We start from the raw sequence: 23,853 nt of genomic DNA, 5'->3' as shown, positions 1-23,853 counted from the left end.
TAATAACATCTAAGAGACAAAGTTAAGCCCTGCAGATTTTCAACAGGGCTCAACTAAATTATCTTCGCTAAATAGCGGAGCGTTATTTACCCGCAGCTTTTTGCATTGGGTTCATTCCAACTGATTGACCTCTAACTGCAGTTGCCGTTTTCGCTTTAAAAACCCTGAATTTGCTTTCTTTAGCTTTACCGCCCCAACCGTTATTGCTGGTATCAATATCAGCGGTTTCGCGTAGCGGATCAATTAATATCGATTGAACTTCTTTATCCTTCACATAAAACTTAGAAGTTTTAAGTTCATTATGTCTCCATATTTGAGCCGGAATGCGATCGATTTCTTTGGTACCATCAGCATAAGTAAATTCTACAATAATTGGCATAACCAAACCACCTTTATTGCTAAAAACGAGTTCGTAAAAAAACTTATTTTCGTATTTGGTTTGCTCTGATGCAGGAAGTGGCTCTACCAAAGCAGCCGTTTCTACTTTAATTGCAGTGGCTGTATCAACACTAACCTGTCCTCTATCATATTTATAATAAAAATCTTGCGCAGCAGGTGTTTTATCGGTGTAGAAACTTATCTTTTTATCTTCTCGGTTTCTTATTTTCGAAATATCTTGAAAAGCATTTACAGCAGGTTTATCTATTTTGACCATTCTTGATTTCGCTTCAGGTACCGAAGTTGGAAAATCTGCCTTGGCAAACTTTACGCTATCTAAAGAAATATCGCAAGGCTCAGTTCCGTAAAACCAGCCTCTCCAAAACCAATCCAAATCTTCGCCGCTTGCATCTTCCATCGTACGGAATAAATCTGCCGGTTGAGGATGTTTAAAAGCCCATCTTCTTGAATATTCTTTAAAAGCATAATCAAATAACTCTCTGCCCATAATGGTTTCACGCAAAATATTTAAACCAGTTGCAGGTTTAGAATATGCATTCGGACCGAAACGTGTGATGTTTTCAGAGTTGGTCATTATCGGTTCAAGCTCATCTTTTGGCAGTTTCATGTAATCAACAATGGTATAAGCCGGGCCTTTTTTACTTGGAAAGGTATTATCCCAAAGTTCTTCTGTTAAATACTCTACGAAAGAGTTTAAACCTTCATCCATCCAGGTCCATTGGCGTTCATCACTGTTTACAATCATCGGGAAAAAGTTATGCCCAACTTCATGGATAATTACGCCAAGCATTCCGTTTTTCGTGCTCTCGCTATAGGTTCCATCAGCATCGGTACGACCATAATTAAAGCAAATCATTGGATATTCCATTCCGTTTGCAGCCTCGATACTTTGCGCAACCGGATACGGATAAGGAATGGTAAAATCAGAATACGTTTTAATGGTATGTGCTACTGCACGAGTTGAAAATTTGCTGTATAAATTATAGGCTTCCTTACCGTAGAAACTCATACACATTACTGTATTGTTGTTGGCTTCTATTTTTTGAGGCATTGCATCCCAAATAAATTTACGAGATGAAGTCCAGGCGAAATCGCGAACATTATTAGCCTGGAAAACCCAGGTTTTTGTTGCTGTTGATTTTCTTGTCTCTGCCAATTTTGCTTCGGCAAGCGTTTGAATTTCAACTGGAGCAGTTGCAGTTTTAGCAGCATTATATCTGCTTAATTGAGCTGGATTTAAAACTGCACTGTAATTTAAGCAGGCACCAGTTGAACCCACAAGATGATCTGCAGGAACTGTCATTTGCACTTTAAAATCACCAAAGGTTAAAGCAAATTCTCCTCTACCAGTAAATTGGTGGTTTTGCCAACCCTGAAAATCGCTGTAAACACACAAACGTGGATACCATTGTGCCATTGTAAACAAATAGTTCCCATCGCCTGCAAAATATTCATAACCTCCACGACCGCCTTCGGCCATTCTATCCGTTATTTTATAATTCCAATCAATATTAAAAACCAGTTTTTGTCCGGTTTTTAATGGCGCAGGCAAATCAACCCTCATCATGGTTTTATTAACCGTATAACTTAGTTTTTTACCTAAAGCATCTGTTATTTTAGTAATGTTGATACCAAAACCATTATCACTTTTCGAACTTAGTGCATCAATACTTTTAGTTGTACCAGTATTTGGCATTTTGGTAGCATCCTGATAGTTGGCATTTTTACTGGTGCTGTGCTCGTTTTCATCAAGTTGCAACCAAATGTAAGTTAACGGGTCAGGAGAATTATTGGTGTAAGTAACCGTTTCACTTCCGGTTAGCAATAAATTTTTCTCATCTAATGTACATTTGATATTGTAATCAGCACGTTGTTGCCAATATTTAACACCAGGTGCACCACTTGCAGTTCTTTGCTCATTTGGCGTTGGCAAAATTGTACCCAACTGCTCAAATTTGTTTCCATGGTTACTTCCAGGATTATTCTGAATATTCTGGGCTATTGCCAAGCTTCCTGTAAAAAGCAATAAACCGGTTAACGTAAATAATTTATTCATAATGATATTTATAAAAAAGGAATTCTTTGTAATGACATTTGTAGAGCAAGGCTAAATACTGCTGCCGATATAAACAGCACCCATTCTCGGCGTTTAATTCTCGTGTAGTTGAAGATAAAAAATGTAACAGCTAAAATAATAATTACCATAAAAATCTGACCGGCCTCTAGCCCAACGTTAAATCCTAATAAGCCCCAACCTATACTTTCGCCTTTGGCAAGCATAATTCTTACCGAATTTGCAAAACCCATTCCGTGTATTAACCCAAACACCAAGGCTAGGTAATAGTTTATTTTAACAGACTTTAACGAGAAATCTTTTCTAAACAGGTTACTTATCGCTGTTAAAACAATAGTACATGGAATTAAAAACTCTACCCATTTACTTTCGAAGCGAAAAACATCTGTAACACTTAGGAATAAGGTTAATGAATGACCGATTGTAAAAGCGGTTACTAAAATCAAGACCTGCTTTAAATTTTTATAGCTGTATATGGCAACCAAAGCCAGAATAAAAAGCTGGTGATCTAAGGCATCGGCACTGATGATATGTTCCCAACCAAGTTTAAAATAAAATAAGAAATCTTGTAACGGCATTATAAATTAGCTTTGTGTAATAAGCTTTAGTATTTTTGAAAGCTTAAAATTAAAATTTTAATTGTAAAAAAATTAAAATCACACAAATGCTACTGTTAAACTCCAAATTTGTTACCTTATTTTTAATCTTTTCGCTTTTTAGTTTTAAAAAACCCGAAAAACACCCACTTCATATTAGTACAACTGAAGTAAATTTTAATGCAAAAGATAAAACTCTTGAAATAAGTTGCAGAATTTTTAGTGATGATTTCGAAAGCATACTAGCAAAATTATACAAACAAAAAACTGACCTGGTGAATCCGGCATTGAAAAACCAGATGGATGTTCTGGTGAAAAAATATCTAACCAGCCATTTACAAATTAAAGCGAACGGAAAGCTTGTTAATATGAGTTACATTGGCTTTGAAATCGACCACGAAGCCACAAATATTTATCTGGAGGTTGAAAAAATATCGAACGTAAAAAGCATTGATGTTAGCAGTTCTATTCTTTACGATTTGTTTGATGACCAGATGAGTATCGTTCATATTGTAAAAGGCAATACCAGAAAAAGTGGTAAAATTTTATATCCCGACAAAACCTTCAGTGCAAACTTTTAATTGTAATTTTTGTATTAGATATTAAATTAAGGTTAAAAAACCTTTAATTTTAGTAGATGCCCTAATCGTATGGTAATGTGAAAAGGCAATATTCGGCAGGATAAATTGTTTAAGAAATTAAGTTTATACCGCTCCCTATTGTTATTAAAATATGCACGTAATTGTCTTTTCGCCTATATTAACACCCAGGATAAAATATATCTTCAATTTTATTTTTAAAGATATATTAAAAACTGAGGTAGAATTTACCGGGAACAAAGAATACTTTTTGCAAAGTGAGCATGCGAAAATCAGCTATGCGGATAAACCTTTGGGCAATGAGCTTTTTTTCAAAAACTCAAGTTTGCTTTTATCCAACAAAGTTGAAATACTAAAGCTAAAATCTATTTCTTTTGATGATTACAAAGTTCCATTTCCAGTAGATGATTCGCCTTTTCCGTTCGATGTTTTTTCCGCTTCTTTTTTTATCCTTAGCAGATATGAAGAATATGTTCATAAAGAAGAAAGTAGCTTAAATTTCAAAGCCGAGAAAAGCTATCAGCATAAATGGAAACTTCTAAAAAGGCCAATAATTGATGAGTGGGCCTTGCTGATAAAGAATCTTGTTAGGAAGAAATATCCTTCCATAAAATTTTTGGAAAAGAAATTCAGCCATCAGCCAACCATAAACTTCACTTTAAAACCTGATGTTCCAGAAGGTTTCATACCTAAAACAAAGTTTATTTTCAGTTCGGTTTTTAACAAAGAACAGAAATATTTAAGTTCGGTTTTTGATGATATTACAGGGCTGAATGTAAATCCTGAAATCACAATAGAATCGCTAAAAAGCGTTCATTCAAATCAAAAACCCATTTACTTTGTAAATTTCCCATCAGATTCTAAAAACAGATTAAAGTTTGAAAAAAGCAGTTTGTTTTTGAGCGATAAATTAACAGGACTTTCTCGTCCTTGCACAAGCGATAAAGAAAAATCAGCTTCCTTAAAAATTGATTTGCTGAAATTATCGAAAATACAAAACAGTAGTATCAATTTATCTAGTCAGCAAACTGAAGATTTGAGATTGCCATCTTGCTACTTAAATCTACTTTCTGCCGGCATAAGTTGTGATTTTTCGATGGGTTATGAAGAAACTCCTGGATTTAGAGCCGGAACCTGTACGCCTTTTAACTGGTACGATCTACAATTGGAAAAAGTTACACCGATTATTGTAAATTCTTATGTGCTTTGCGATAACGCAATTCAATATTTAAATCTTAACGATGCCATTAAAATTGTTCATACCTTTATTGATGTTGTAAAAGTGGTGAATGGCCAATTTTACAGCTGTTGGCAATTAAAGAACTTGTCAGAAAACGTTAAATTTAAAAAAACCAGAGCTGTTTATATCGAAATGATAAAATACGCCGGAAACTAAAGTTATGACATTCGATCTTAGCAAAACTAAATCAATAGCAAATACTTTTATTGCAGAACTTCGCGATGAAACCGTACAAAAAGATTCAATGCGTTTTCGCAAAAACCTTGAACGTGTTGGTGAGTTTTTCGCTTATGAAATCAGCAAAACATTGAAGTTTAATCAGAAGGAAGTTACAACACCTTTAGGTACATCAACCTGCGATTTTTTAGAAACACAACCCGTTTTGGCTACAATTTTAAGGGCTGGCTTACCGCTACAACAAGGCTTGCTAAACATTTACGATAAGGCAGAATGTTGCTTTATATCGGCTTACCGCAAAACAGAAAAAAATGGAGACTTTGTAATTCAGATGGATTACATTTCTACACCCGATTTAGAAGGACGCGTTTTAATTATGGCCGACCCGATGTTGGCAACCGGACAAAGTATGGTAATGTGTTGTAAAGAATTAATTAATCGATATAAAATTGCCGAACTGCATATTGTTGCAGCAATAGCAAGCGTTGAAGGCGTTGCGCATGTAAGAGCGAATTTACCAAAAGCAAAGTTATGGCTTGGCGCAATTGATGAGGAAATGACCAGCAAATCTTACATTGTACCTGGTCTGGGCGATGCAGGAGATTTAGCTTATGGAGAGAAGGTATGAGCTTGGGTTTTAGAGCAGGATTTCTAGGATTTAAGGATTAACAGGATTCTGCAAGCCATTTAGAACATTTCAACATTAAATCATTCCAACATCACAACAAAAAAACATCTTGAAAAACAAAAAACATATATTCTTCGACCTTGACCATACCATTTGGGATTTTGATAGAAATGCGGAAGAAACCTTAAATGAACTTTATAATACTTATAAACTTGATGAACTAGGTTTAAAATCTTGCACTGATTTTATCGCAAAATATACAGAAAACAACCATCAGCTGTGGGCAGATTATCATCTAGGAAAAATCACAAAGGATTTTCTTCGGGCGGAACGATTTAATAAAACTTTCATTGAATTGGGCATCCATCCTGATGTTGTTCCACACCAATTTGAAGATGATTATGTGAGCATATCTCCAACAAAAACTAATCTTTTTGAAGGTGCAGAAAATGTGTTAAGTTATCTGCAACAGAAGTATACACTACACATCATTTCAAACGGATTTAAGGAAACCACCTTAACAAAAATGAATTTATCGGGCTTGAATCCCTATTTCTCAAATGTAATTATATCAGAAGATGTTGGCGTAAACAAACCTAACCCAATAATTTTTGAATATGCATTAGATAAAGCAAAGGCATTTAAGGAGGAAAGTATAATGATTGGCGATAGTTTGGAAGCTGATATTTATGGGGCTTTAAATTTTGGAATGGAAGCGATATTTTTCAATCCGTTAAAAAAGGAAAAACCAGAAGATGTAAAAGGCGAAATTGTGCATCTCAAAGAATTATTGCAATTATTTTAATTTAAATAAACCGTTTATAATGACTGCAGCCAAAATAAAAGTTTCAATTCATCAGATTGTTGATGCCTATAAAGCTAAACTTTCATCATATAAGGATGATGTTTTTGAAACGACACCGCCAATTAATGGCTGGAGTTATAGCGAAGTTTATAGCCATATTTTCGACTCGAGTTTACTTTCTCTTATTGCGCTTGAAAATGCTGCAAATGGAAAAGGTGAAAAGAAACCAACTCATTTTATCGTAAAACTGATTCTTTTGTTTGGTTCACTTCCACCAGCAAAAAAATATGAAGTACCAAAAAGATTGGCGAGCAGGGTTAAAAAGATCAGTAAAACTGAAGCGCTTGATTTTATTTTAGAGTTTGAAAAGGCTTTGGAAGATTCATGTCCTTTGATTGCTCAGGCATCTAAATCTATAAAAACGAAACACCCACGTTTAGGTTATCTAAATGCGAAGCAATGGCTGCGATTTATCGAAATTCATCTAAAGCACCATTTAAAACAATTAGTGAGGATTGAGGAAAGTTTCCAACGCAAAGCATAATGCTTATATTTAAAGAAAATGCGACAAAATGAGAAATTTATTTTATGCTCTTTTTCTAATTGCAATTTGTGCCTGCAACAATAAAAAACCTGCAACGCAGATTACAGCTACACCAACAGGGATGCAAGGTCTACAGAACAGTATGCCTGCTCAGCCGGTAAGTCAGCCAATAAAAAACAATTTAATCTTCAATCCTGCGCATGGGCAGCCTGGCCATAGATGCGATTTAGCTGTTGGTGCGCCATTAAACCAAACTCCATCAGCTGCACAACCTCAACAAACTGTTAGCCAACCTACTGAAACAAAAGTTGCGCCTGCAGTTGTTAAAACTTCGGCAAAAAATTTAAATCCGGCTCATGGTCAGCCAAATCATAGATGTGATATTGATGTTGGCGCTCCTTTAGATTCGAAGCCGATGTCAAAACAACCTACTGTAACCACGGTTGAGAACAAAACTAATGCAGCAACTACAGGCGTAAACCTAAATCCAAAACACGGAGAACCTGGCCATAGATGTGATATTGCAGTTGGCGCACCATTAACTTAAAAACCTACAGCATTTTTTCACATCTTTGCGTTAATGAAATTACCCAGTATAAAAGGCTTTGACGAGGAGGCACTAAAAAAGTATTTCAAAAATACAGGCATGCTTCTAATTGGCAAAGTTGGAAGCATGGGTATAAAAATGCTGAGCAGTATTGCCGTAGCAAATTACCTGTTATCTTATGGTAATGGAATATTAACCACATCAGTAGCTTATGTTTTCTTGTTTGCGGCTTTGGCTGGTCTTGGTTTAGATCAGTTTGTTGTTAAAGAGCTTCATCAATTTCCAGATAAAAGAGATCATATTTTAGGCACTGCCTTTTTTATGAAATCCTTCGCCGGAGTACTTTGTATCCCATTAATTTACATCGCCTGGTTAATTTATCCATTGGAAGGAATAGAATATGCGTACATATTCCTGCTCTCGTTTATGGGTATATTTCAGTCCTTTACGATTATAGATTCCTACTTTCAATCAGAAGTAAAATCAAAATACATCATGCAGGTTCAAATTATTGGTAATTTGGTATCTGCATTAATAAAAGTTGCTTTAATACTCACGCATTCATCCATTACGTTATTTTTTGTTGCTTATTTGTTGGATGTAATCTTACTATCAATCGGTTACATCATCACCTACAACAGAAAAGGAAGAAGTATTTTTACATGGAAGTATGAAGCCAAACTTACTAAAAAGCTCCTATCGCTGTCATGGCCGCTGATAATTTCCGGGATTATGGTTTCTATATATATGCGGATAGATCAAATTATGCTTAAACAATTATTAGGCGAACGTGGCATTTCCGAAGCAGGCGCTTACAATACAGTTGTAATGTTTGCTGAAGCATTAAACTTTGTTCCGGTCGCAATTGTTTCTTCACTTTTCCCCGCAATTTTAAATGCCCGTCGCGATGATAAAGAACGTTACCAAAAACGCCTTCAGAACCTTTATGATTTAATGGTATGGATGAGTTTGAGTTTTGCGATATTTATAACTTTTGCATCACCATTAATCTACAAATTATACAAACCAGAATTCCTTTCGGCTGCTCCGGTATTATCTGTACATGTTTGGGGCTGTGCATTTGTATTTTTAGGTGTGGCAAGCGGTCAGTATTTAATTGCCGAAAACCTTGGGCGGCTTTCTTTTATTAGAACCGGGTTGGGCGCCATTACAAATATTGTTTTAAACCTGATTTTAATCCCGAAATTAGGCATGATGGGTACAGCGATAGCAACTGTTGCAGCGTATTTTGTATCAACATTTATGGTTTTATTATTTAAAAGCACAAGAAAACAAGGATTTATGATGCTGAAATCCTTATTCCTAGTAACAGCATTTCAAAAACTAACCAAGAAAAACTAAAGTCGGTATATACAAGTTCGAAGTGTTTTCGCAAAGAAGCTATAGCCCTTTTCTTTAAGGAAATTATATATTGGAGAATTACTAAGCTCATCAACATTCACATTTTCTTCTACCAAAATAACATTAGGTTTATATTTATCCCAATTATTAGATAGTAATACCTGATAATCCAAACCTTCAACATCAATACTTAAAAAGTCTATTATAACGTTTTCAGAAAGATGTTTATCAAATACTTCACTTAAAGGTAGAACGTCAATATCAAGCTCTTTAACAATTTTATATTTTGCAGATTCCCTGTCAATTCTTTTTGAAACTTCTTCAGAAAAACTATTTAGGGCAGGCTCATTGAAACAATAAAACTTAAGTTTTCCTCTGTCGGTTCCAATGCCGATGTTTAAATTAATATCACGTTTTCTAAAAACATTAAAAGCACCAATTGCTGATGGTGTAGGTTCAATATTTATTCCCTTCCAACCGCGTTTGTAAAAGTAATTTGTATTCGAATATCTAACAGGGTGATGAGCTCCCACATCAACAAAAAAGCCTTTATATCCTTTTTTTTGCTCAAATAAAGCTTTCAAAATCATATCTTCTCCATCTTGAGAATATGATTTACTATATTCAAAATAATTTGTTGGCAGGTATTTTAATAAAATCTTTTTTACAGCTTTAATCATGGATAAAAATAGAAATATTAACCTTCCGAAAAAACATTTAATTTTCAATGTACATTTATAAAACATATACGTTGTTAATAGCCATTGAATTAGAATAGTTTATAAAATTATTTTATAATTTTATAAACTATTAATCATAACACTCCGCCCGCCTCACTAATCATCTAAATGCTAAATATAAATCGTATCCATTACAAAATATTTTTCTTAATACTGTTCTCGTTCAGCTTCCTTAATACCAATGCTCAGCAACAACCAATTCCGGATTGGGTTAAGGATATTGGAGGAATTGGTGAGAGTAAAGTAACCGGGGTTGCCGTAGATAAATTCGACAATATCTATATCGCTGGTAACTTTAGAAGTTCAATTGTTGTTGATCAATCTGGTGTTTCTACTCCTATCACTTTATATTCTACTGGTGATTATGATGTATTCGTTGCAAAATATACTCCTGATGGCAAACTAACTTGGGCAAAAAGCATTGGAGGACCCGGACTAGATCAGGTCAATAACCTCACTGTTGATGATGAATCGAATGTGATTTTTGGAGGACAATACAATTCTTCTTCCATGGATTGCGACCCTGGAGCCGGTACTTTCAACATCAACAATAATGGAGGTAATGATGCATTCATTGTTAAATTAGATGTTGATGGAAATTTTAAGTGGGCAAAAAATGTGGGGGGAAGTGGTACAGATTTCGGTCACGTGGTTGCAGCAGATAAGTTTGGAAATATAGTATTTGTTGGTTCTTATTATTCAAGTATCAATGTAGGCTCTATCAATCTTTTTAGTAAAGGCGGCTCAGATGGCTTTGCAATAAAATATGACAAAAATGGCAATGCAGTTTGGGCATATAGTTTTGGTGGCCCAGGTAATGATGAGATTAAGCATGTTGTAACTGACTCAAATAATGAAATTATAATTATGGGTTATTTCGGCAATAGCATCGACCTAAATCCAAAAGGCCCATCGAGTATGTTTACAGGAAATTCTTCAAATTATTTCATAGCAAAATATACAGAACAATGCCAATTAATCTGGGCCAACAAAGTTGATGGGCCATCAACAGTAATTTCTTCTTTGGCTATAAGCCCTGACGATAATATTTATTTAACGGGTGCTTACAGCGGATCAGTAATTTTTAATTCTCCCTTAAGTAATATTACCTTGACAGCTTCAAGCAGTAAAAATTTATTTATAGGCAAATATAATTCTACCGGTACAAGTTTATGGGCAAAGAATATCGAAGGAACCAGCACTACTCCATATAGTTATTATATTACCGCAGATAGTGATGACAATGTTTATATCGGAGGGTATTTTGATGGAACATTAGTCTTTGGCAACGCTCAATCTAGTAAAACATTAACTTATCATGGTAACCGCGATACCTTTTTTGCAAAATATACAGGAGCCGGTGATTATACCTGGGCATTTAATTTCGGCAGCCCATGCTCTGGAAATTTCGGTCATAAAATAGCTGTTGATTCAAAAAAAAATATTCTGTTGGGAGGTTCTTTCTGTAATACAGTTGACTTCAATCCCAGCACCTGTAACCTAAATATTTCTGCTAAAAATGCAATATCTGATGGTTATATATCAAAATATAATCAAGTAAAATTTACAGGAGATGCAAATATTGTATCATTTGAATTAGACGAACAAACTGCTCCAGCTATTATTGATGTTCAAAATAAAACTATAACTATCAAAGTTAAGTCAGGCACAAATCTAACTACACTAAAACCTACATTATCAACCGACATTGGTGTCCTTAATCCCCTATCAGGTGTTGTAACTAACTTTACACAACCGAAGGAATATATTATATCGTCCAATTGTATTGACTACTCCTGGTTAGTAACTGTAATGGTTGAAAATGCGAATGAAATAAGTATTTGTTCTGGTTCTACTCAAATATTAACAGGCAATTCAATCAATACAAAGCCTTCTGCCACTTACGAATGGCAGATTAAAGATTTAAATGGCAATTGGGTTGATGCTCCAAATTCTAACAAAAATGCTGATTATGAAATAAGAGAAATAACTAACTTTTCTGATAATGATATTACATTTTACTTTAGAAGAAAAGTAAGCGTGGAGAATAATAATATTTTTGAAGCAGAAAAAAAAATAACTATTCATCCAGCCACTAATAACAACATTATTAGCAGTAACCAAACACTGATATGCAATGGTTCCGCTGATATTACAATTACCGGAACTTTACCACAAGGCGCATCAAATACTACTAAACTTTTAAGGTGGCAGCAAAGCGATGATAGCATTAATTGGCTGGACATACCTAATCAGACAAACAAAGATCTCCTAATTTCTATTTCTAAGCGTAATTATTTTAGAAGAGTTACCCAAGCTGATAACTGTATAAGTTATAGCAATACTGTTTTTGTAGATTTCCAACCTGCAGTCAGTCAATCCATTGCAGGAAATGACATTTCTCTTTGCGATAAGAGTAATGTAAATTTAATTGCCAATAGTCCAGCAACAAATGAAACAGGTTCATGGTCAGTTGTTAGCCCGAACAACTATAATCCGTTTAACAGCACTAATGTAAATAATCCAAAAGCTATTATTAATGATATCCCTAAAGATGTTGACGTAATTCTTAAATGGACAATTACCCAAAATATTTGCCAAATCACTTCATCATCAACACTTAAAATACATAATTTTAGTCCTGTAACTTTAACTGTACCAGATATATTAAACGTAACTGAAGGTCAATCAACAATAATCTCAGCAACTATTACGCAACCATCAAATAACTATACTTACTTGTGGACACCTAATGGCGGGTTGGATAATCCTAATATATTATCACCAGTTGCCAAACCTAACCAGACAACAAAGTATCACCTCAAAGTTACATACGGTAATAATTGTGTTATTGAAAAGGATGTTCGAATCATTTTAGATAAAACCAATAAAGTAAATTCATGTTCTAGGGAATATGTTCAATTAACTGGCGATCCGATAATTGATAATGATCCAATTTTACAGTGGCAAGTTTTTAAACTTGGAGCTTGGTTAGATGTTCAGGGTGCAAACCAGAATAATTTTTCATTTAACAGCAATGAAAATATTTCGGAAAATGTAGATATACAGATGTACCGGAGGGTTGTCAAAGTTGACAATTTAACTTATTTTGATTCAAAATATGAATTGTCAATATATCCAACAATACAAAATAACATCATCCAAACTTCAACCTCTAATTTTTGTGCCGAAATTGTTGATTTATTACACATAGATGGAAATTTGCATACAAGTTCTGCTAATCTTAGATTATCTTACTTTTGGGAAAAAAGTATTGATGGTAATATCTGGACTAAAATTACTGGAGAAGTAAAAAAGGATATAGATGTTGAAAACCTAATTTCAACAACATATTTTAGGCGGTCAATAACTTTAGAGAATTGTACATACCTGAGTAATCCTCTAAAAATCACTATCAATCCAAAGCCAACTTTTGCATCTGCGGGTAAAGATATTTCATTATGCGGTTCTACTACATTTACTTTAACTGCTAATAAGCCTGGCAATAATGAATTAGGAAAATGGTCTGTTATTTCACAATCAAACTACAACCCTTTCACGCCTGCGAACATTAACGATCCAAATGCTGTAATTACTAATATTCCTAAGGATGAGAAATTGATTTTTCGATGGGAAATCCTAAATCAAAATTGTAATACTTCAACTTACGATGAAATTGAGTTAATTTCTTATAGAAATATATATCTCCAACCTACTAACACCAGCTATACAATCGACCTTGGCAAGCAAATTAAATTAGGCATCGACACGGATTTAGATTCAAAAGACGAATACACTGTAGAATGGACACCAAAAATTGGCCTAGATAATCCTTATATATTAAGTCCAAATGCCTCTCCAAATGAAAATACGACTTATACACTACGAGTAAATTATGGAACTGATTGTGTAAAGACAATTTCCATTCCGATTAAAGTCCTTAATGCGATTAATGTTCCAAGAAGTTTTTCACCTAATGGAGATGGCATCAATGACTTTTGGGAAATCAAAAATATTAGTAATTATCAAGGCTCAAAAGTTACTGTGTACAACAGATATGGTTCGGTAATTTATCAGTCGACAAACGATTATAAATCTTGGGATGGTAGTTATAATGGAAAAACACTACCTGTTGGTATTTATTATTACGTTATTTCCCTAGCAGACAAAAAAAGTACAGTATTAACCGGGAGCATTACTTTGATCCGTTAGGTTAGCAACTTTATGTTTCGAAAGAAAACTTTAATGTAAACAACCCTAACTTTAAAACACTAGCTCTACATTTTACTATTATTTCAAAACATCAATAATGAAAAAGCAGCAGAAATTCTTATGATTTTCTAAGATTTTTAGTGTTTTAAATAATATTGCAGATATGCTCTGCCTACTGTAGGATCTTTTCTCCAAATAACCAGTGAGTCAGAAGTTATTTTCACTATTTCAAAAGATCTTGCATTATATTTGGCCACATCGAGATCAATCATGCAGTAAGGTTGCCCTAATTTCCAAGTTCCATTTAAAGGCACTCCATCACTAACAACATTATAAGTCAAATCTGTATTCAATTTAAAATAACCTACTGGATAAACAAGATATGGGTTAATAAATGTATTAGTACTTGAATAATAGTCAAAATAATAAATTTTATTATTGTCCCACTGTTTTGTTAATTGAGCTACTGTCGAACAATCTGCAGTTTTGTAGTGCTCAGTATAAACCATGTTTCCATCAATTCTCTTAATAATCAGATTTCCTGTAGCAAGACTTAATATATCATATTGAACAATTATCGATTTAATAGATTTATCGCTCAGTGTAAGTTGACAGGTATTTTCATCTAATTTCCAACTCCCAACCTGAGCTATGTCGTTATTCACAATCTCGTATGTGCCACTTGGATCAACCTTAAGAAATCCAACAGTAGAAATTACTTTTGTACTAATTTTTTTTGCTCTTGTATTATCACTATAAGTTTCAAGTGTAGTATAAGTATTATACCATTTATAGGCAATATCTAATTTATAGTTGCAAGATTTTGTTGCTTCTTCTTCTTCATGTTTTCTACAAGAAATAACAGTTAATGTAACAAGAAACATTGCGATTGAGCTGATGAGCGTTATTTTTTTCATTTTCATTATTCCCCAATAATACCGCTAAAATTTAAATGATACAAGATACCTTCACTCATTAATCGTTTTTTAATATATTTTTGCTTGCTTACATTTATATTTGCCCCACAGCTATGATCGATCAGAATTTAAAAACAGCATACGATAATTTTTACATCAATAGCGATGTTGCATGGCGAATGCTTGGTGCAAAATACAAGGCTAAAAATATTGTTGATGTTTGCAGCGAAATAAAACCTCAAAAGGTTTTAGAAGTCGGTGCGGGCGACGGTAGTATTCTTCATTTTTTAAATGAATGGAATTTCGCTCCTGAACTTCATGCGTTAGAAATTGCTGAAAGCGGTGTTGATATTATTAAAAGTAGGAATCTATCGAGATTAAAGTCTGTTCAAACTTTTGATGGCTACAAAATTCCTTTTGAAGATAATGCCTTTGATTTAATAATTCTTGCCCATGTACTTGAACACGTTGAGCATGAAAGAATTTTATTACGAGAACTGAAAAGGGTTTCGAAATATATTGTGATAGAAGTTCCAAAAGATTACCGTTTCGGCGTTGATAGAAGAGTAAAGCATTTCCTAGATTATGGCCACATTAATATGTACACGCCAACATCATTAAGGTTTTTGTTGCAAAGTGAAGGACTTGAAATTTTAGAAGATAAGATTTCTATGACTGCCACAGAAACGGTTAAGTTCAATGAATTTATTAATAAAAAAGCGCCAAAAACTTTCAGTAAAAATCTAAAAATTGAACTGGAATATAGAATTAAAAAAACTTTGGGTAATCTGTTGGGAAGAAAAAAACAAGAGGAATTTGCAAATGCTTATACCGTTTTAACTCAGAAATCAGACTCAAACTTGCAGATATTTTAGAATGCAAAACCTTGCTCCTATAGCGCTTTTCGTTTATAATCGCCCACAACATACCGAGCGGACTTTAAAGTTTTTGCAACAAAATGAACTTGCTGCTGATAGCCGTTTGTATATTTTTTCTGATGGTGCTAAAACTGAAAACGACATTGATAAAGTTGAAGAGGTTAGAACCATAATTAATAAAATTGATGGTTTTAAATCTGTTAAAATTATCGAGAAGAAGGAAAATTCAGGGCTTGCAAATTCAGTTATTGCAGGTGTAAGTCAGCTTATAAAAGATTATGGTCGAGTTATCGTTTTTGAAGATGATTTAGTTTCATCGCCATACACATTAACCTATCTCAATGATGCATTAATCCGTTATCAAGATGAAGAAAAGGTTATGCATATAGGCGCATACATGTACCCGTTAAAATCTGAAAATTTACCACAATCTTTCTTCTTTAGGGCAGCAACAAGTTGGGGTTGGGCAACCTGGGCAAGGGCGTGGGAACATTTTGAACCTAACATTGATACTTTAATAAAACAGTTTGATGCGAAGAAAAGATCGGCATTTGCTATAGATAACACCATGAATTTTTGGAAACAGATCCAGGAATTTAAAAAAGGTAAGAATAACAGTTGGGCAATCAGATGGTATGCATCTATTTTTCTAAAAAACGGCTTAACTTTAAACCCTGCTCAATCTTTAGTAAATAATATTGGTCACGATGGTACTGGCGTTCATTCTGGAATTAATGATATTTATAATGTTGTCATTAATCCTAAGTCAATTACCAAATTCCCGGAGGTTATTGAGGAAGATAAGCTTGCTTACCAAACCATAAAACACTTTTTAGCAAATAGAAAAGGTAATATGGTAACGCGGATAAGGCGTTTTGTAAAAGAGAAACTTGCACAATATTTTTCAAAATAACGCATAACCAATTCTTAATAATTCTTTGTATTTTGGTTTTTCCAAACCATAATCATGAGAATCTTAACTGCTATTAGTTTATTAATTTCTATAAATGTTTTCGCTCAGCAAGCCCCAAAACCTTATGGAGCTGTTCCATCAAAAAGACAATTGGCATGGCATGATATAGAAGTTTATGGACTAATACATTTCACACCGACAACTTTCGAAAATAAAGAATGGGGATTTGGAGATGCCGATCCGAAATCTTTTAATCCTTCAGACTTTAATGCCGAACAAATTATAAAAGCTGCAAAAGATGGTGGCTTAAAGGGTATAATTCTAGTTGCAAAACACCATGATGGCTTTGCACTTTGGCCAACAAAAACTACAGATTATAACATCACAAAAAGTCCATTTAGAAACGGAAAAGGAGATTTAGTTAAAGAAGTTGAACAAGCGGTAAGAAAAAACGGATTGCAATTTGGCGTCTATTGCTCACCATGGGATAGAAACAATTCACTTTACGGCACAGATAAATACTTAGCCATCTATCAAGCGCAGCTTAAAGAATTGTATAGCAATTACGGACAGCTTTTTATGAGTTGGCATGATGGCGCAAACGGTGGCGATGGCTATTATGGTGGCGCTAAAGAAAAACGTTCTATCGATAATACAACTTATTATGATTGGACCAACACTTGGGGAATAACCCGAAAAATGCAACCAATGGCTAACATTTTCAGCGATATTGGTTTAGATGTTAGATGGGTTGGAAGCGAAGATGGTACCGCTGCTGAAACCAGTTGGGCTACGTTTACACCACTTCCTCCAGAAGGTAAAAACGTTGCAGTTCCGGGGCAGGCAAATTATCCTCAAAGCCCGATGGGCATTAGAAATGGCAAATTTTGGATGCCTGCAGAATGTGATGTTCCGCTAAGAAAAGGTTGGTTTTACCATGAAAATGAAAAGCCTAGATCATCAGAGGCTTTGTTCGATTTATACTTACAAAGTGTTGGTCATGGTGCTGGATTAGATTTAGGTTTAGCTCCTGATACTCGCGGCCAACTTCATGCTGATGATGTAGCCGCACTGAAAGGTTTTGGCGATATGGTGAATCATACCTTCGCCAATAATCTAGCTAAGAATGCAAAAATTGAAGCAAGCAATACACGAGGGAAAAACTTTGAAACTGCTAAACTTTTAGATAAGAATAAACAAAGTTATTGGGCAACTGCCGATAATGTTCATCAGGCTTCGCTGGAATTTGATTTAAACTCAAATCAAACCTTTGATATCATCAGTTTGCAGGAATACATCCCGTTAGGACAAAGAATTGAAGAATTTAATGTTGAAGTTTTTGAAAACAACGCATGGAAAAAGGTTTACGATGGAGAAAGTATTGGGGCTAAAAGATTGATAAAATTAGCAACTCCCGTAACTGCTTCAAAAATTAGGTTAAATATCACAAAATCGCCTGTGTGCATTACATTAAGCGAGTTTGGTGTTTATAAAAAGCAGATATAGCTACCTATCGAAATTATACAAGCTATCTCTTAATTTATAAGTCAGCATTAAAAGCGTCTCAATCTCTTTGGTTGTTTGTTTACTGTATTTTGTTAAGCTATCGGCATTAATGTCCCTTTTCATTAGTTTAGCAATGCGTAGGGATCTTTCTGCAATTTCAGATTTCATTTTTCTATCATATGCATCAATTGCTTTTAGATTCAAAGGCTGCATTTTTTTAGCAATCTCAACGTTCTTCTGCCCCTCTTTAATTCCAAACTCCTCAATCTGATTAATTTTTTCGTCTTTGGATGAAGCAATCTTCAAATACAAAATCTTATTAAAATTTATCAGGTTCTTACTAAATTCATACTTTAAATGCATGTATTTTTTAGTTTGATAATTTGGAGTTGTTAAGAGGATCGTTCCGGCGTATAATGAAATTAGAAATAAAGAGATTCCATATTTAAGTGCTGGTTTTTTAAAAGGTTCATGGCCAAAATCAGTTATTAAAATATAACACAGCATAAAGCCCGAAATAATTCCACTTATGTGAGCTGCGTTATCAGTCCGTTTTGAGATGGCACCATTAAATAAAATGATTGCTAGTACGATTGCTGTACTTATTAGCAAAGATTTGGTTGCATTCTTTTCGAAAGATTTATTAAGTAATAACGCTAAAAACGCCCCAAACAATCCCATTATAGCTCCAGATGCACCCATCATAACACTTTCTTCATGGAATAATAAACTGGTTAAGCCTCCGCAAATTCCACTAAAAATATAAATGAACAGGAATTTTTTCCAACCTAATTTATTCTCAATCATTAGCCCGATGTAAACCAACGAGTACATATTAAAAAACAAGTGCCAAAAAGAGTTGTGTACAAATTGATGGCTAATTAAGCGCCAATACTGTCCATCTAATACCAAATAGCGGTTGTTAACTCCAAAATTAAGCAGCAAATTATCCATCTTGTCGATAAAATCTGCACCAGAATTTGTTCTTAATGCTTGTTGGTACAGAATCCCGGAATAAACGACAGTAACTACCTTTTTAAAAAACCAATAAATAATATTGATAATTACCAGAATAGGCGTTACAAAATATCCCTTTTGAGGTAAGAATACATAAAGAATATTTTTGATTTTATTCTTCGTTGCCAATGGAGCTTTTTCAAAATATTCGGCGTCTTGCGTTTCGGCGAACTCATGAAATTTTAAAAGGCTTTCTTCCCAAACATCCTTTAAATGAAACTGAACATATTCAAACTCATGAAAAAACCGCTCCAAATTCTGACTGTTTTTTCCATAATCGTTAAACCACATCTGGATTCCAACACATTCACTTTTTACAATAGCGAAATTTCCATTTATCCGGATTGAAATTTCTTCGCTGTAAGATTGAAATGATATTGGTGTGTAAGCTATAACACCAGTTTCTGAAATGTGACTAAGATTCCAGCCAAGGTTTTCGATGGCTTGTCTTGCAATAATTAAATACTTATCCGCAGGAAAATCAGCCAACGGAATAAACTGTTCAACCTTGGGTGAGTAACCCCAACTTATAGACATAGAGCGCTAATTTTTTTTCGCCTCTAATATAATATATGGGGATAAACTTTTGCTTTCGAAAGGGATAATTTTTGTAAAAACTTTCCCACTTAACCAAACCGCTTTTTTGAATAACCTGACCGCAACAGATTTTTGATTTTCGTTCTCTAACCACACACTAAAGCGGCCAAAATAACCTGATTTTACTTCTTTCAATCCGGCTTTTTCGCAGATTGATTTGAGTAATTCAGGATTCATGCTATCGATGTTATGCTTATCGTAGTTTTCTTTATCAAAGTTTTTTTGGAACCAGCCATTTACAGCTTTAAAGTTTGGCAGCGTAATGAATAAAGTTCCGCCTGGTTTTACAAAAGCGATATGACGATTAATAATATCGGCTGTATCGTTAAAATGTTCGATTAAACCGCAGCTCAAAACCAAATCATATTGCTGCTCTGGTTGGTAATTAAATAAATCTGTTTCGATTATATTAATATCCTTTTCAGATAAATTGTTCTTTACTAAAAGTTCATTTACAACTGGTGGATGAACGAAATAATCTAAAAGCGTTACATCAATTTTGAAAAACTTCTTTAAAAAAACAGCATAGTAACCAGGGAAACCGCCCAGTTCTATCGCATTTTTAACATTTTCTTTTTTAATAACATCCGCAAGCTGCTTATGAAACAAGTAATTTTCTGGTAACTGAACTGCAAGTCCTTTTTTACTTTCCCAATAATCTACCCAAAAAGCTCTATCTGTTAATAAATTTGCCATGTTTTAAATTAATTCCAACACCAAAGAAACGGAAAATTTGGTTAACTGTAAAAATGGTTAATTGATTAACTGTTGAAATTGGTTAATTGGTTAATTGGTTAATTGAAAAAAACTTACGCCTAAAAATAAAAATTGGTTAATTGTGTAGGTTACACATCCACAATTAACCAATTCAAACAATTTACCAGTTAACCCCTACTTTAAGTCTTTCAAAATTTCAGCTACAGCTTTTTCCAATTGTGGATCTTTATCATTTAAACGATCTTCGAAAGTATTTTTAACATAGATATCTGGTGTTACACCATCTTTCTCGATGTTTTTCCCATCCATTGTATAACAACCCCAAGATGGTAAACGATAAGACGAACCATCTACCAAGCCTTTAGCCGAGGTAAAAATTATCCAGCGATAAGTTTCCGTTCCGATAATTTTACCCAATTTCAATTGCTTAAATCCTTGCGCAGTCATTTCTGCATCACTTAACGATTGTTCGTTTATTAACAATACAATTGGTTTAGCCGCCGGACCGAAATTACTTTGAGGCGCCATTTTACCGCCTCTGTACTTCCATTTTAAATATGGTTTCTGAGATAAGAATCTTAAAACTGCATCATGTACATTTCCGCCGGTATTGTAACGCAAATCTAAAATTATTGCATCCTTGTTTTCCTCTTGCTCAACCATATCTAACAGAAACCGCTCCAACTCGCCACTTCCCATATTTTTCATGTAAGAGTAAGCGATTCTGTTATTTCCCCATTTATCTACATTCGAACGGTTTTTAGCAATCCATTCATCGTAAAGATTATTTCTTAAACTTCCTGAGCTTTGCGGATGGATATTCACATTAACATCCTTTCCACTTCTGGAGAATGTTAAAGTCATTTCCTTATCAAGCGATGGCTTGCTGAAATAATAATCACGGTCGATTTTTTCATCCACTTCAATGCCGTTAACTTTCTTCAAAACATCGCCAGGTAAAACATTTACACTGCCGTAAGCTGCATTACTTTTAGCTGCAACGCGTTCTATTTTCAAAGGATTTTCGTTATTGAAAACAATACCGGTTTGATTTGTGATATAGTTTAAGTTTTTCTTTTCTTCAGCTCCGAAGCTATTGAAACCCATGTGCGATGAGTTTAATTCACCAAGCATATCGTTTAATAAAATTCTTAAATCGCTCCGATTATTTACGTAAGGCAAATACGCAGAATAACGATTTTTCATTTTTTCCCAATCCACACCATGAAAGTTTTCATCGTAAAAATTCTCGTCTAAGCCTACCCAGGTTTCGTAAAACATCTGGTTAAATTCAGCATTCAAATTTCTTGCGAATTTGTATGCATGATCTACTTTATCAAGCTTGTTGGTTTCCAGATTATATTTATTTATAGCACTACCAATTAATGCAAAAAACTTATCTCCGCTTTGAATAATTGTGTAATCTTCTCCATCGCCTACCTTTTCGGTTTTATTGGCTTCAAAAGGCTCTATTGTTGTTCTATATAAACCAAATTTTCCACCTTCGTGGTTAGAGCTGTAGAAAACATAAGTTTTATCGCCCTTGGCAAAAACATCTGTTCCAAACTGGCTACCAAATCCCGGACTTACAAGTTCAATCCTATCCAAAATATTCTGCGTATTAATTGTAATTACACTTGCAGGTTTTGGGGTTGGTTTAACATCGGTTTTTTTCTTTGCTGTATCTGTGGTTTTTTTAGTTTTTTTATCTTCTGATGGCGTAACTTCTTTCGGTGCAACCGGTGTTTCTTTAAACAAATCATCAAATTTATCGGCACGGAAAGGCGAATCATAATTATTCAAAGCCATGCGATAAATGTGAACATTTGCACTACCTGAAGGATAAAATGGATCGGTACGAGCGCTAGTAAAGAAAATATATTTACCATCTAGCGACCAAGCCGGAGCAGTTTCTGTAACACCTGTATTTGTTAAATTGATGGTTTTGTTGCCTTTAATATTGTGCACCAAAATATCTTGTTCAAAATTGCGATAAGCAGTAAAAAGCACATATTCATCATTCGGAGAAAAGCTTGGCGTAGAATTTTGAATTGCCCAGAACTCATCCGTAACCAATGTTTTGCTATCAAAAGTTTTTAAATCGATTAGCTTTAATTCATTTCTTCCGCTTAAATAAACGCCCAATGTTTTGGTTTTATTTAAAGTGATGTCTCTGTTATTTGCCTTATCTTTAGTAAGCTGTTTTATAGTTCCTTTTCCATCGCCGGTTATGGTAAACCAGTTTTGGTAACCATTCCAGGTTTGGCTAAATAGAATGGTTTTATTATCTGCCAACCATTTACATTGCAATGCTCTCTCGCCACTATTCGTAATCTTACGGATGAATTTCCCATCGGCATCACTAACAAAAATTTCTCCTCTTGAGATAAACACTGTTTTTTTACCATCTGTAGAAACATCAAAAGCCGAAATATTTCCACGCACATCATACTCCTGTTCTTTACTTAGAACCTGGTTTCTTGAAGTGCTGATGTTAATTTTTGTTGTTTTTTTAGAAGCCACATCATATGTAAATAGCTGATAATCTTTCTCAAAAACTACAGTCGTTCCATTTGCAGAAACGAAAGGACGTTTAATCGAACTATCAAAAGATGTTAAAGCTGTTTTTTTGCCATTTAGAAAAGTGTAGAGATTGTATTCCTCGTTGCCTTCATCAGAAACAAAGTAAATATTACCTTTTTGGTCAACGCTTGTCCAAAAATCTTTACCTAAATAGTTTGTATACTGCTTGTAAGCTTTTGTTTTCGGATTGTATGATTGAATATCGGGATTGTAAGCACCTTTATAATGTTTACGATTAGCAAAACGGTAGCTTTCCCAGGTATCATTAAAAAATAATTCGCCACTTGGTGCTTCAGCGATGTGATGTGTGGTGTTAAAATAATTATCGAAAAGGCGCACAGCTGTACCGCCATTTATACCAACCTTATAACTTGAAAACGAATTAAACCTTCCCGAAGTAAAATATATTGTTTTCGAATCCCAGCTCCAGTTATCTACTTCATCGGCTGCATCATTAAATGTAAGTTGCTTAATATCGCCACCAGCCAAAGGCATAACGTAAACATCATAATTGCCAAACTGATTAGACGAAAAAGCCATCCACTTTCCATCCGGAGATATTTTTGGATTGATTTCTTCACCCTGCATAGCCGTTATTCTCGAAGCAACACCTCCATTTGCCGGAACTTTCCAGATATCACCATCGTAAGCAAATACTACGGTTTGCGCATCTGGCGTTAAAGCAGGATAAGCTGCAAAATAAGTTTGACCTTGAGAAAATGAATTAAACGGCAACAAAAAAGCTATTGCTGCTAGCGATTTAAATAGTTTTTTAATCATGATTTTGTTCGTTTGGCTTTGG

18 protein-coding genes are annotated in these 23,853 nt (G+C 34.4%); 11 read left to right on the top strand and 7 right to left on the bottom strand.

Features of this window, described 5'->3' with window-relative positions; genetic code table 11:
• Nucleotides 1–82: 82 nt before the first annotated feature.
• Entirely contained in the window at nt 83–2,455 is a 2,373-nt protein-coding gene (locus ACO05K_RS18175; protein WP_421945826.1) for a M1 family metallopeptidase, read from the bottom strand.
• 8 nt (nt 2,456–2,463) lie between these two features.
• Nucleotides 2,464–3,051: a HupE/UreJ family protein gene (locus ACO05K_RS18170; RefSeq protein WP_421945825.1), complete on the bottom strand. Its 588-nt coding sequence runs from the start codon at nt 3,049–3,051 to the stop codon at nt 2,464–2,466.
• A gap of 86 nt (nt 3,052–3,137) precedes the next feature.
• Here ACO05K_RS18170 and ACO05K_RS18165 point away from each other — a divergent pair, with 86 nt between their 5' ends.
• The 7 genes from ACO05K_RS18165 to ACO05K_RS18135 all read left to right on the top strand — a co-directional run bounded on the left by ACO05K_RS18165 (nt 3,138) and on the right by ACO05K_RS18135 (nt 8,971).
• Nucleotides 3,138–3,650 (top strand): DUF6702 family protein, encoded by a 513-nt coding sequence (locus ACO05K_RS18165; RefSeq protein ID WP_421945824.1) that lies wholly within the window; start codon nt 3,138–3,140, stop codon nt 3,648–3,650.
• A gap of 151 nt (nt 3,651–3,801) precedes the next feature.
• Complete coding sequence (locus ACO05K_RS18160; RefSeq protein WP_421945823.1) at nt 3,802–5,064, top strand: DUF7033 domain-containing protein; 1,263 nt, start codon at nt 3,802–3,804, stop codon at nt 5,062–5,064.
• A 4-nt stretch (nt 5,065–5,068) separates the two neighbouring features.
• Nucleotides 5,069–5,713, top strand: a complete 645-nt coding sequence (gene upp / locus ACO05K_RS18155) for a uracil phosphoribosyltransferase (RefSeq protein WP_421945822.1) — start codon at nt 5,069–5,071, stop codon at nt 5,711–5,713.
• 109 nt (nt 5,714–5,822) lie between these two features.
• On the top strand, nt 5,823–6,518 hold the full coding sequence (locus ACO05K_RS18150; protein ID WP_421945821.1) for a YjjG family noncanonical pyrimidine nucleotidase: 696 nt from the start codon (nt 5,823–5,825) through the stop codon (nt 6,516–6,518).
• A 19-nt stretch (nt 6,519–6,537) separates the two neighbouring features.
• Nucleotides 6,538–7,062 (top strand): DUF1569 domain-containing protein, encoded by a 525-nt coding sequence (locus tag ACO05K_RS18145; RefSeq protein WP_421945820.1) that lies wholly within the window; start codon nt 6,538–6,540, stop codon nt 7,060–7,062.
• A gap of 28 nt (nt 7,063–7,090) precedes the next feature.
• The gene (locus ACO05K_RS18140) at nt 7,091–7,609 is read left to right on the top strand and encodes a hypothetical protein (RefSeq protein WP_421945819.1); all 519 of its coding nucleotides are present in this window, start codon (nt 7,091–7,093) and stop codon (nt 7,607–7,609) included.
• Between the two features lie 33 nt (nt 7,610–7,642).
• Nucleotides 7,643–8,971 (top strand): flippase, encoded by a 1,329-nt coding sequence (locus tag ACO05K_RS18135; protein ID WP_421945818.1) that lies wholly within the window; start codon nt 7,643–7,645, stop codon nt 8,969–8,971.
• Here the strand turns inward: ACO05K_RS18135 and ACO05K_RS18130 are convergent.
• Nucleotides 8,968–9,651 carry an FkbM family methyltransferase gene (locus ACO05K_RS18130; protein WP_421945817.1) on the bottom strand — a complete coding sequence of 228 codons (684 nt, stop codon included), beginning with the start codon at nt 9,649–9,651 and terminating at the stop codon, nt 8,968–8,970. The two genes, ACO05K_RS18135 and ACO05K_RS18130, sit on opposite strands and share 4 nt — an antisense overlap.
• 168 nt (nt 9,652–9,819) lie before the next feature.
• Here ACO05K_RS18130 and ACO05K_RS18125 point away from each other — a divergent pair, with 168 nt between their 5' ends.
• Nucleotides 9,820–13,923: a T9SS type B sorting domain-containing protein gene (locus ACO05K_RS18125; protein WP_421945816.1), complete on the top strand. Its 4,104-nt coding sequence runs from the start codon at nt 9,820–9,822 to the stop codon at nt 13,921–13,923.
• A 137-nt stretch (nt 13,924–14,060) separates the two neighbouring features.
• Here the strand turns inward: ACO05K_RS18125 and ACO05K_RS18120 are convergent, their stop codons facing one another.
• The gene (locus tag ACO05K_RS18120) at nt 14,061–14,840 is read right to left on the bottom strand and encodes a hypothetical protein (protein WP_421945815.1); all 780 of its coding nucleotides are present in this window, start codon (nt 14,838–14,840) and stop codon (nt 14,061–14,063) included.
• 113 nt (nt 14,841–14,953) lie between these two features.
• Between ACO05K_RS18120 and ACO05K_RS18115 the strand changes: the two genes are divergently transcribed.
• Genes ACO05K_RS18115 through ACO05K_RS18105 form a run of 3 tightly spaced genes read left to right on the top strand, consistent with a single transcriptional unit; the run spans nt 14,954 to nt 18,137 of the window.
• On the top strand, nt 14,954–15,715 hold the full coding sequence (locus ACO05K_RS18115; RefSeq protein WP_421945814.1) for a class I SAM-dependent methyltransferase: 762 nt from the start codon (nt 14,954–14,956) through the stop codon (nt 15,713–15,715).
• A gap of 1 nt (nt 15,716) precedes the next feature.
• Nucleotides 15,717–16,631 carry a glycosyltransferase gene (locus ACO05K_RS18110; protein WP_421945813.1) on the top strand — a complete coding sequence of 305 codons (915 nt, stop codon included), beginning with the start codon at nt 15,717–15,719 and terminating at the stop codon, nt 16,629–16,631.
• Between the two features lie 54 nt (nt 16,632–16,685).
• A complete protein-coding gene (locus ACO05K_RS18105) occupies nt 16,686–18,137 on the top strand; it encodes an alpha-L-fucosidase (protein WP_421945812.1) in 1,452 nt (483 codons plus the stop codon).
• On the opposite strand, the gene ACO05K_RS18100 is transcribed toward ACO05K_RS18105, so the two are convergent.
• The 3 genes from ACO05K_RS18100 to ACO05K_RS18090 form a co-directional block, all read right to left on the bottom strand.
• A complete protein-coding gene (locus ACO05K_RS18100) occupies nt 18,138–19,691 on the bottom strand; it encodes a rhomboid family intramembrane serine protease (RefSeq protein WP_421945811.1) in 1,554 nt (517 codons plus the stop codon). It lies immediately after the preceding gene.
• Between the two features lie 6 nt (nt 19,692–19,697).
• Complete coding sequence (locus ACO05K_RS18095) at nt 19,698–20,447, bottom strand: class I SAM-dependent methyltransferase (RefSeq protein ID WP_421945810.1); 750 nt, start codon at nt 20,445–20,447, stop codon at nt 19,698–19,700.
• 195 nt (nt 20,448–20,642) lie between these two features.
• Nucleotides 20,643–23,831, bottom strand: a complete 3,189-nt coding sequence (locus ACO05K_RS18090) for a S41 family peptidase (protein WP_421945809.1) — start codon at nt 23,829–23,831, stop codon at nt 20,643–20,645.
• Between the last annotated feature and the right edge of the window lie 22 nt (nt 23,832–23,853).

It is taken from the genome of Pedobacter sp., from assembly GCF_965227205.1.
Taxonomy (GTDB): Bacteria; Bacteroidota; Bacteroidia; order Sphingobacteriales; family Sphingobacteriaceae; genus Pedobacter.
The sequence above is the reverse complement of the archived record's forward strand: the minus strand, read 5'-3'. Positions and strand labels throughout refer to the sequence as shown.

What these genes read in the sequence shown, in the direction of transcription:
- ACO05K_RS18175 (WP_421945826.1), bottom strand. Translation starts at nt 2,455, where the DNA reads ATGAATAAATTATTTACGTTAACCGGTTTATTGCTTTTTACAGGAAGC.
- ACO05K_RS18170 (WP_421945825.1), bottom strand. Translation starts at nt 3,051, where the DNA reads ATGCCGTTACAAGATTTCTTATTTTATTTTAAACTTGGTTGGGAACAT.
- ACO05K_RS18165 (WP_421945824.1), top strand. Translation starts at nt 3,138, where the DNA reads ATGCTACTGTTAAACTCCAAATTTGTTACCTTATTTTTAATCTTTTCG.
- ACO05K_RS18160 (WP_421945823.1), top strand. Translation starts at nt 3,802, where the DNA reads ATGCACGTAATTGTCTTTTCGCCTATATTAACACCCAGGATAAAATAT.
- upp (WP_421945822.1), top strand. Translation starts at nt 5,069, where the DNA reads ATGACATTCGATCTTAGCAAAACTAAATCAATAGCAAATACTTTTATT.
- ACO05K_RS18145 (WP_421945820.1), top strand. Translation starts at nt 6,538, where the DNA reads ATGACTGCAGCCAAAATAAAAGTTTCAATTCATCAGATTGTTGATGCC.
- ACO05K_RS18140 (WP_421945819.1), top strand. Translation starts at nt 7,091, where the DNA reads ATGAGAAATTTATTTTATGCTCTTTTTCTAATTGCAATTTGTGCCTGC.
- ACO05K_RS18135 (WP_421945818.1), top strand. Translation starts at nt 7,643, where the DNA reads ATGAAATTACCCAGTATAAAAGGCTTTGACGAGGAGGCACTAAAAAAG.
- ACO05K_RS18130 (WP_421945817.1), bottom strand. Translation starts at nt 9,651, where the DNA reads ATGATTAAAGCTGTAAAAAAGATTTTATTAAAATACCTGCCAACAAAT.
- ACO05K_RS18125 (WP_421945816.1), top strand. Translation starts at nt 9,820, where the DNA reads ATGCTAAATATAAATCGTATCCATTACAAAATATTTTTCTTAATACTG.
- ACO05K_RS18120 (WP_421945815.1), bottom strand. Translation starts at nt 14,840, where the DNA reads ATGAAAAAAATAACGCTCATCAGCTCAATCGCAATGTTTCTTGTTACA.
- ACO05K_RS18115 (WP_421945814.1), top strand. Translation starts at nt 14,954, where the DNA reads ATGATCGATCAGAATTTAAAAACAGCATACGATAATTTTTACATCAAT.
- ACO05K_RS18110 (WP_421945813.1), top strand. Translation starts at nt 15,717, where the DNA reads ATGCAAAACCTTGCTCCTATAGCGCTTTTCGTTTATAATCGCCCACAA.
- ACO05K_RS18105 (WP_421945812.1), top strand. Translation starts at nt 16,686, where the DNA reads ATGAGAATCTTAACTGCTATTAGTTTATTAATTTCTATAAATGTTTTC.
- ACO05K_RS18100 (WP_421945811.1), bottom strand. Translation starts at nt 19,691, where the DNA reads ATGTCTATAAGTTGGGGTTACTCACCCAAGGTTGAACAGTTTATTCCG.
- ACO05K_RS18095 (WP_421945810.1), bottom strand. Translation starts at nt 20,447, where the DNA reads ATGGCAAATTTATTAACAGATAGAGCTTTTTGGGTAGATTATTGGGAA.
- ACO05K_RS18090 (WP_421945809.1), bottom strand. Translation starts at nt 23,831, where the DNA reads ATGATTAAAAAACTATTTAAATCGCTAGCAGCAATAGCTTTTTTGTTG.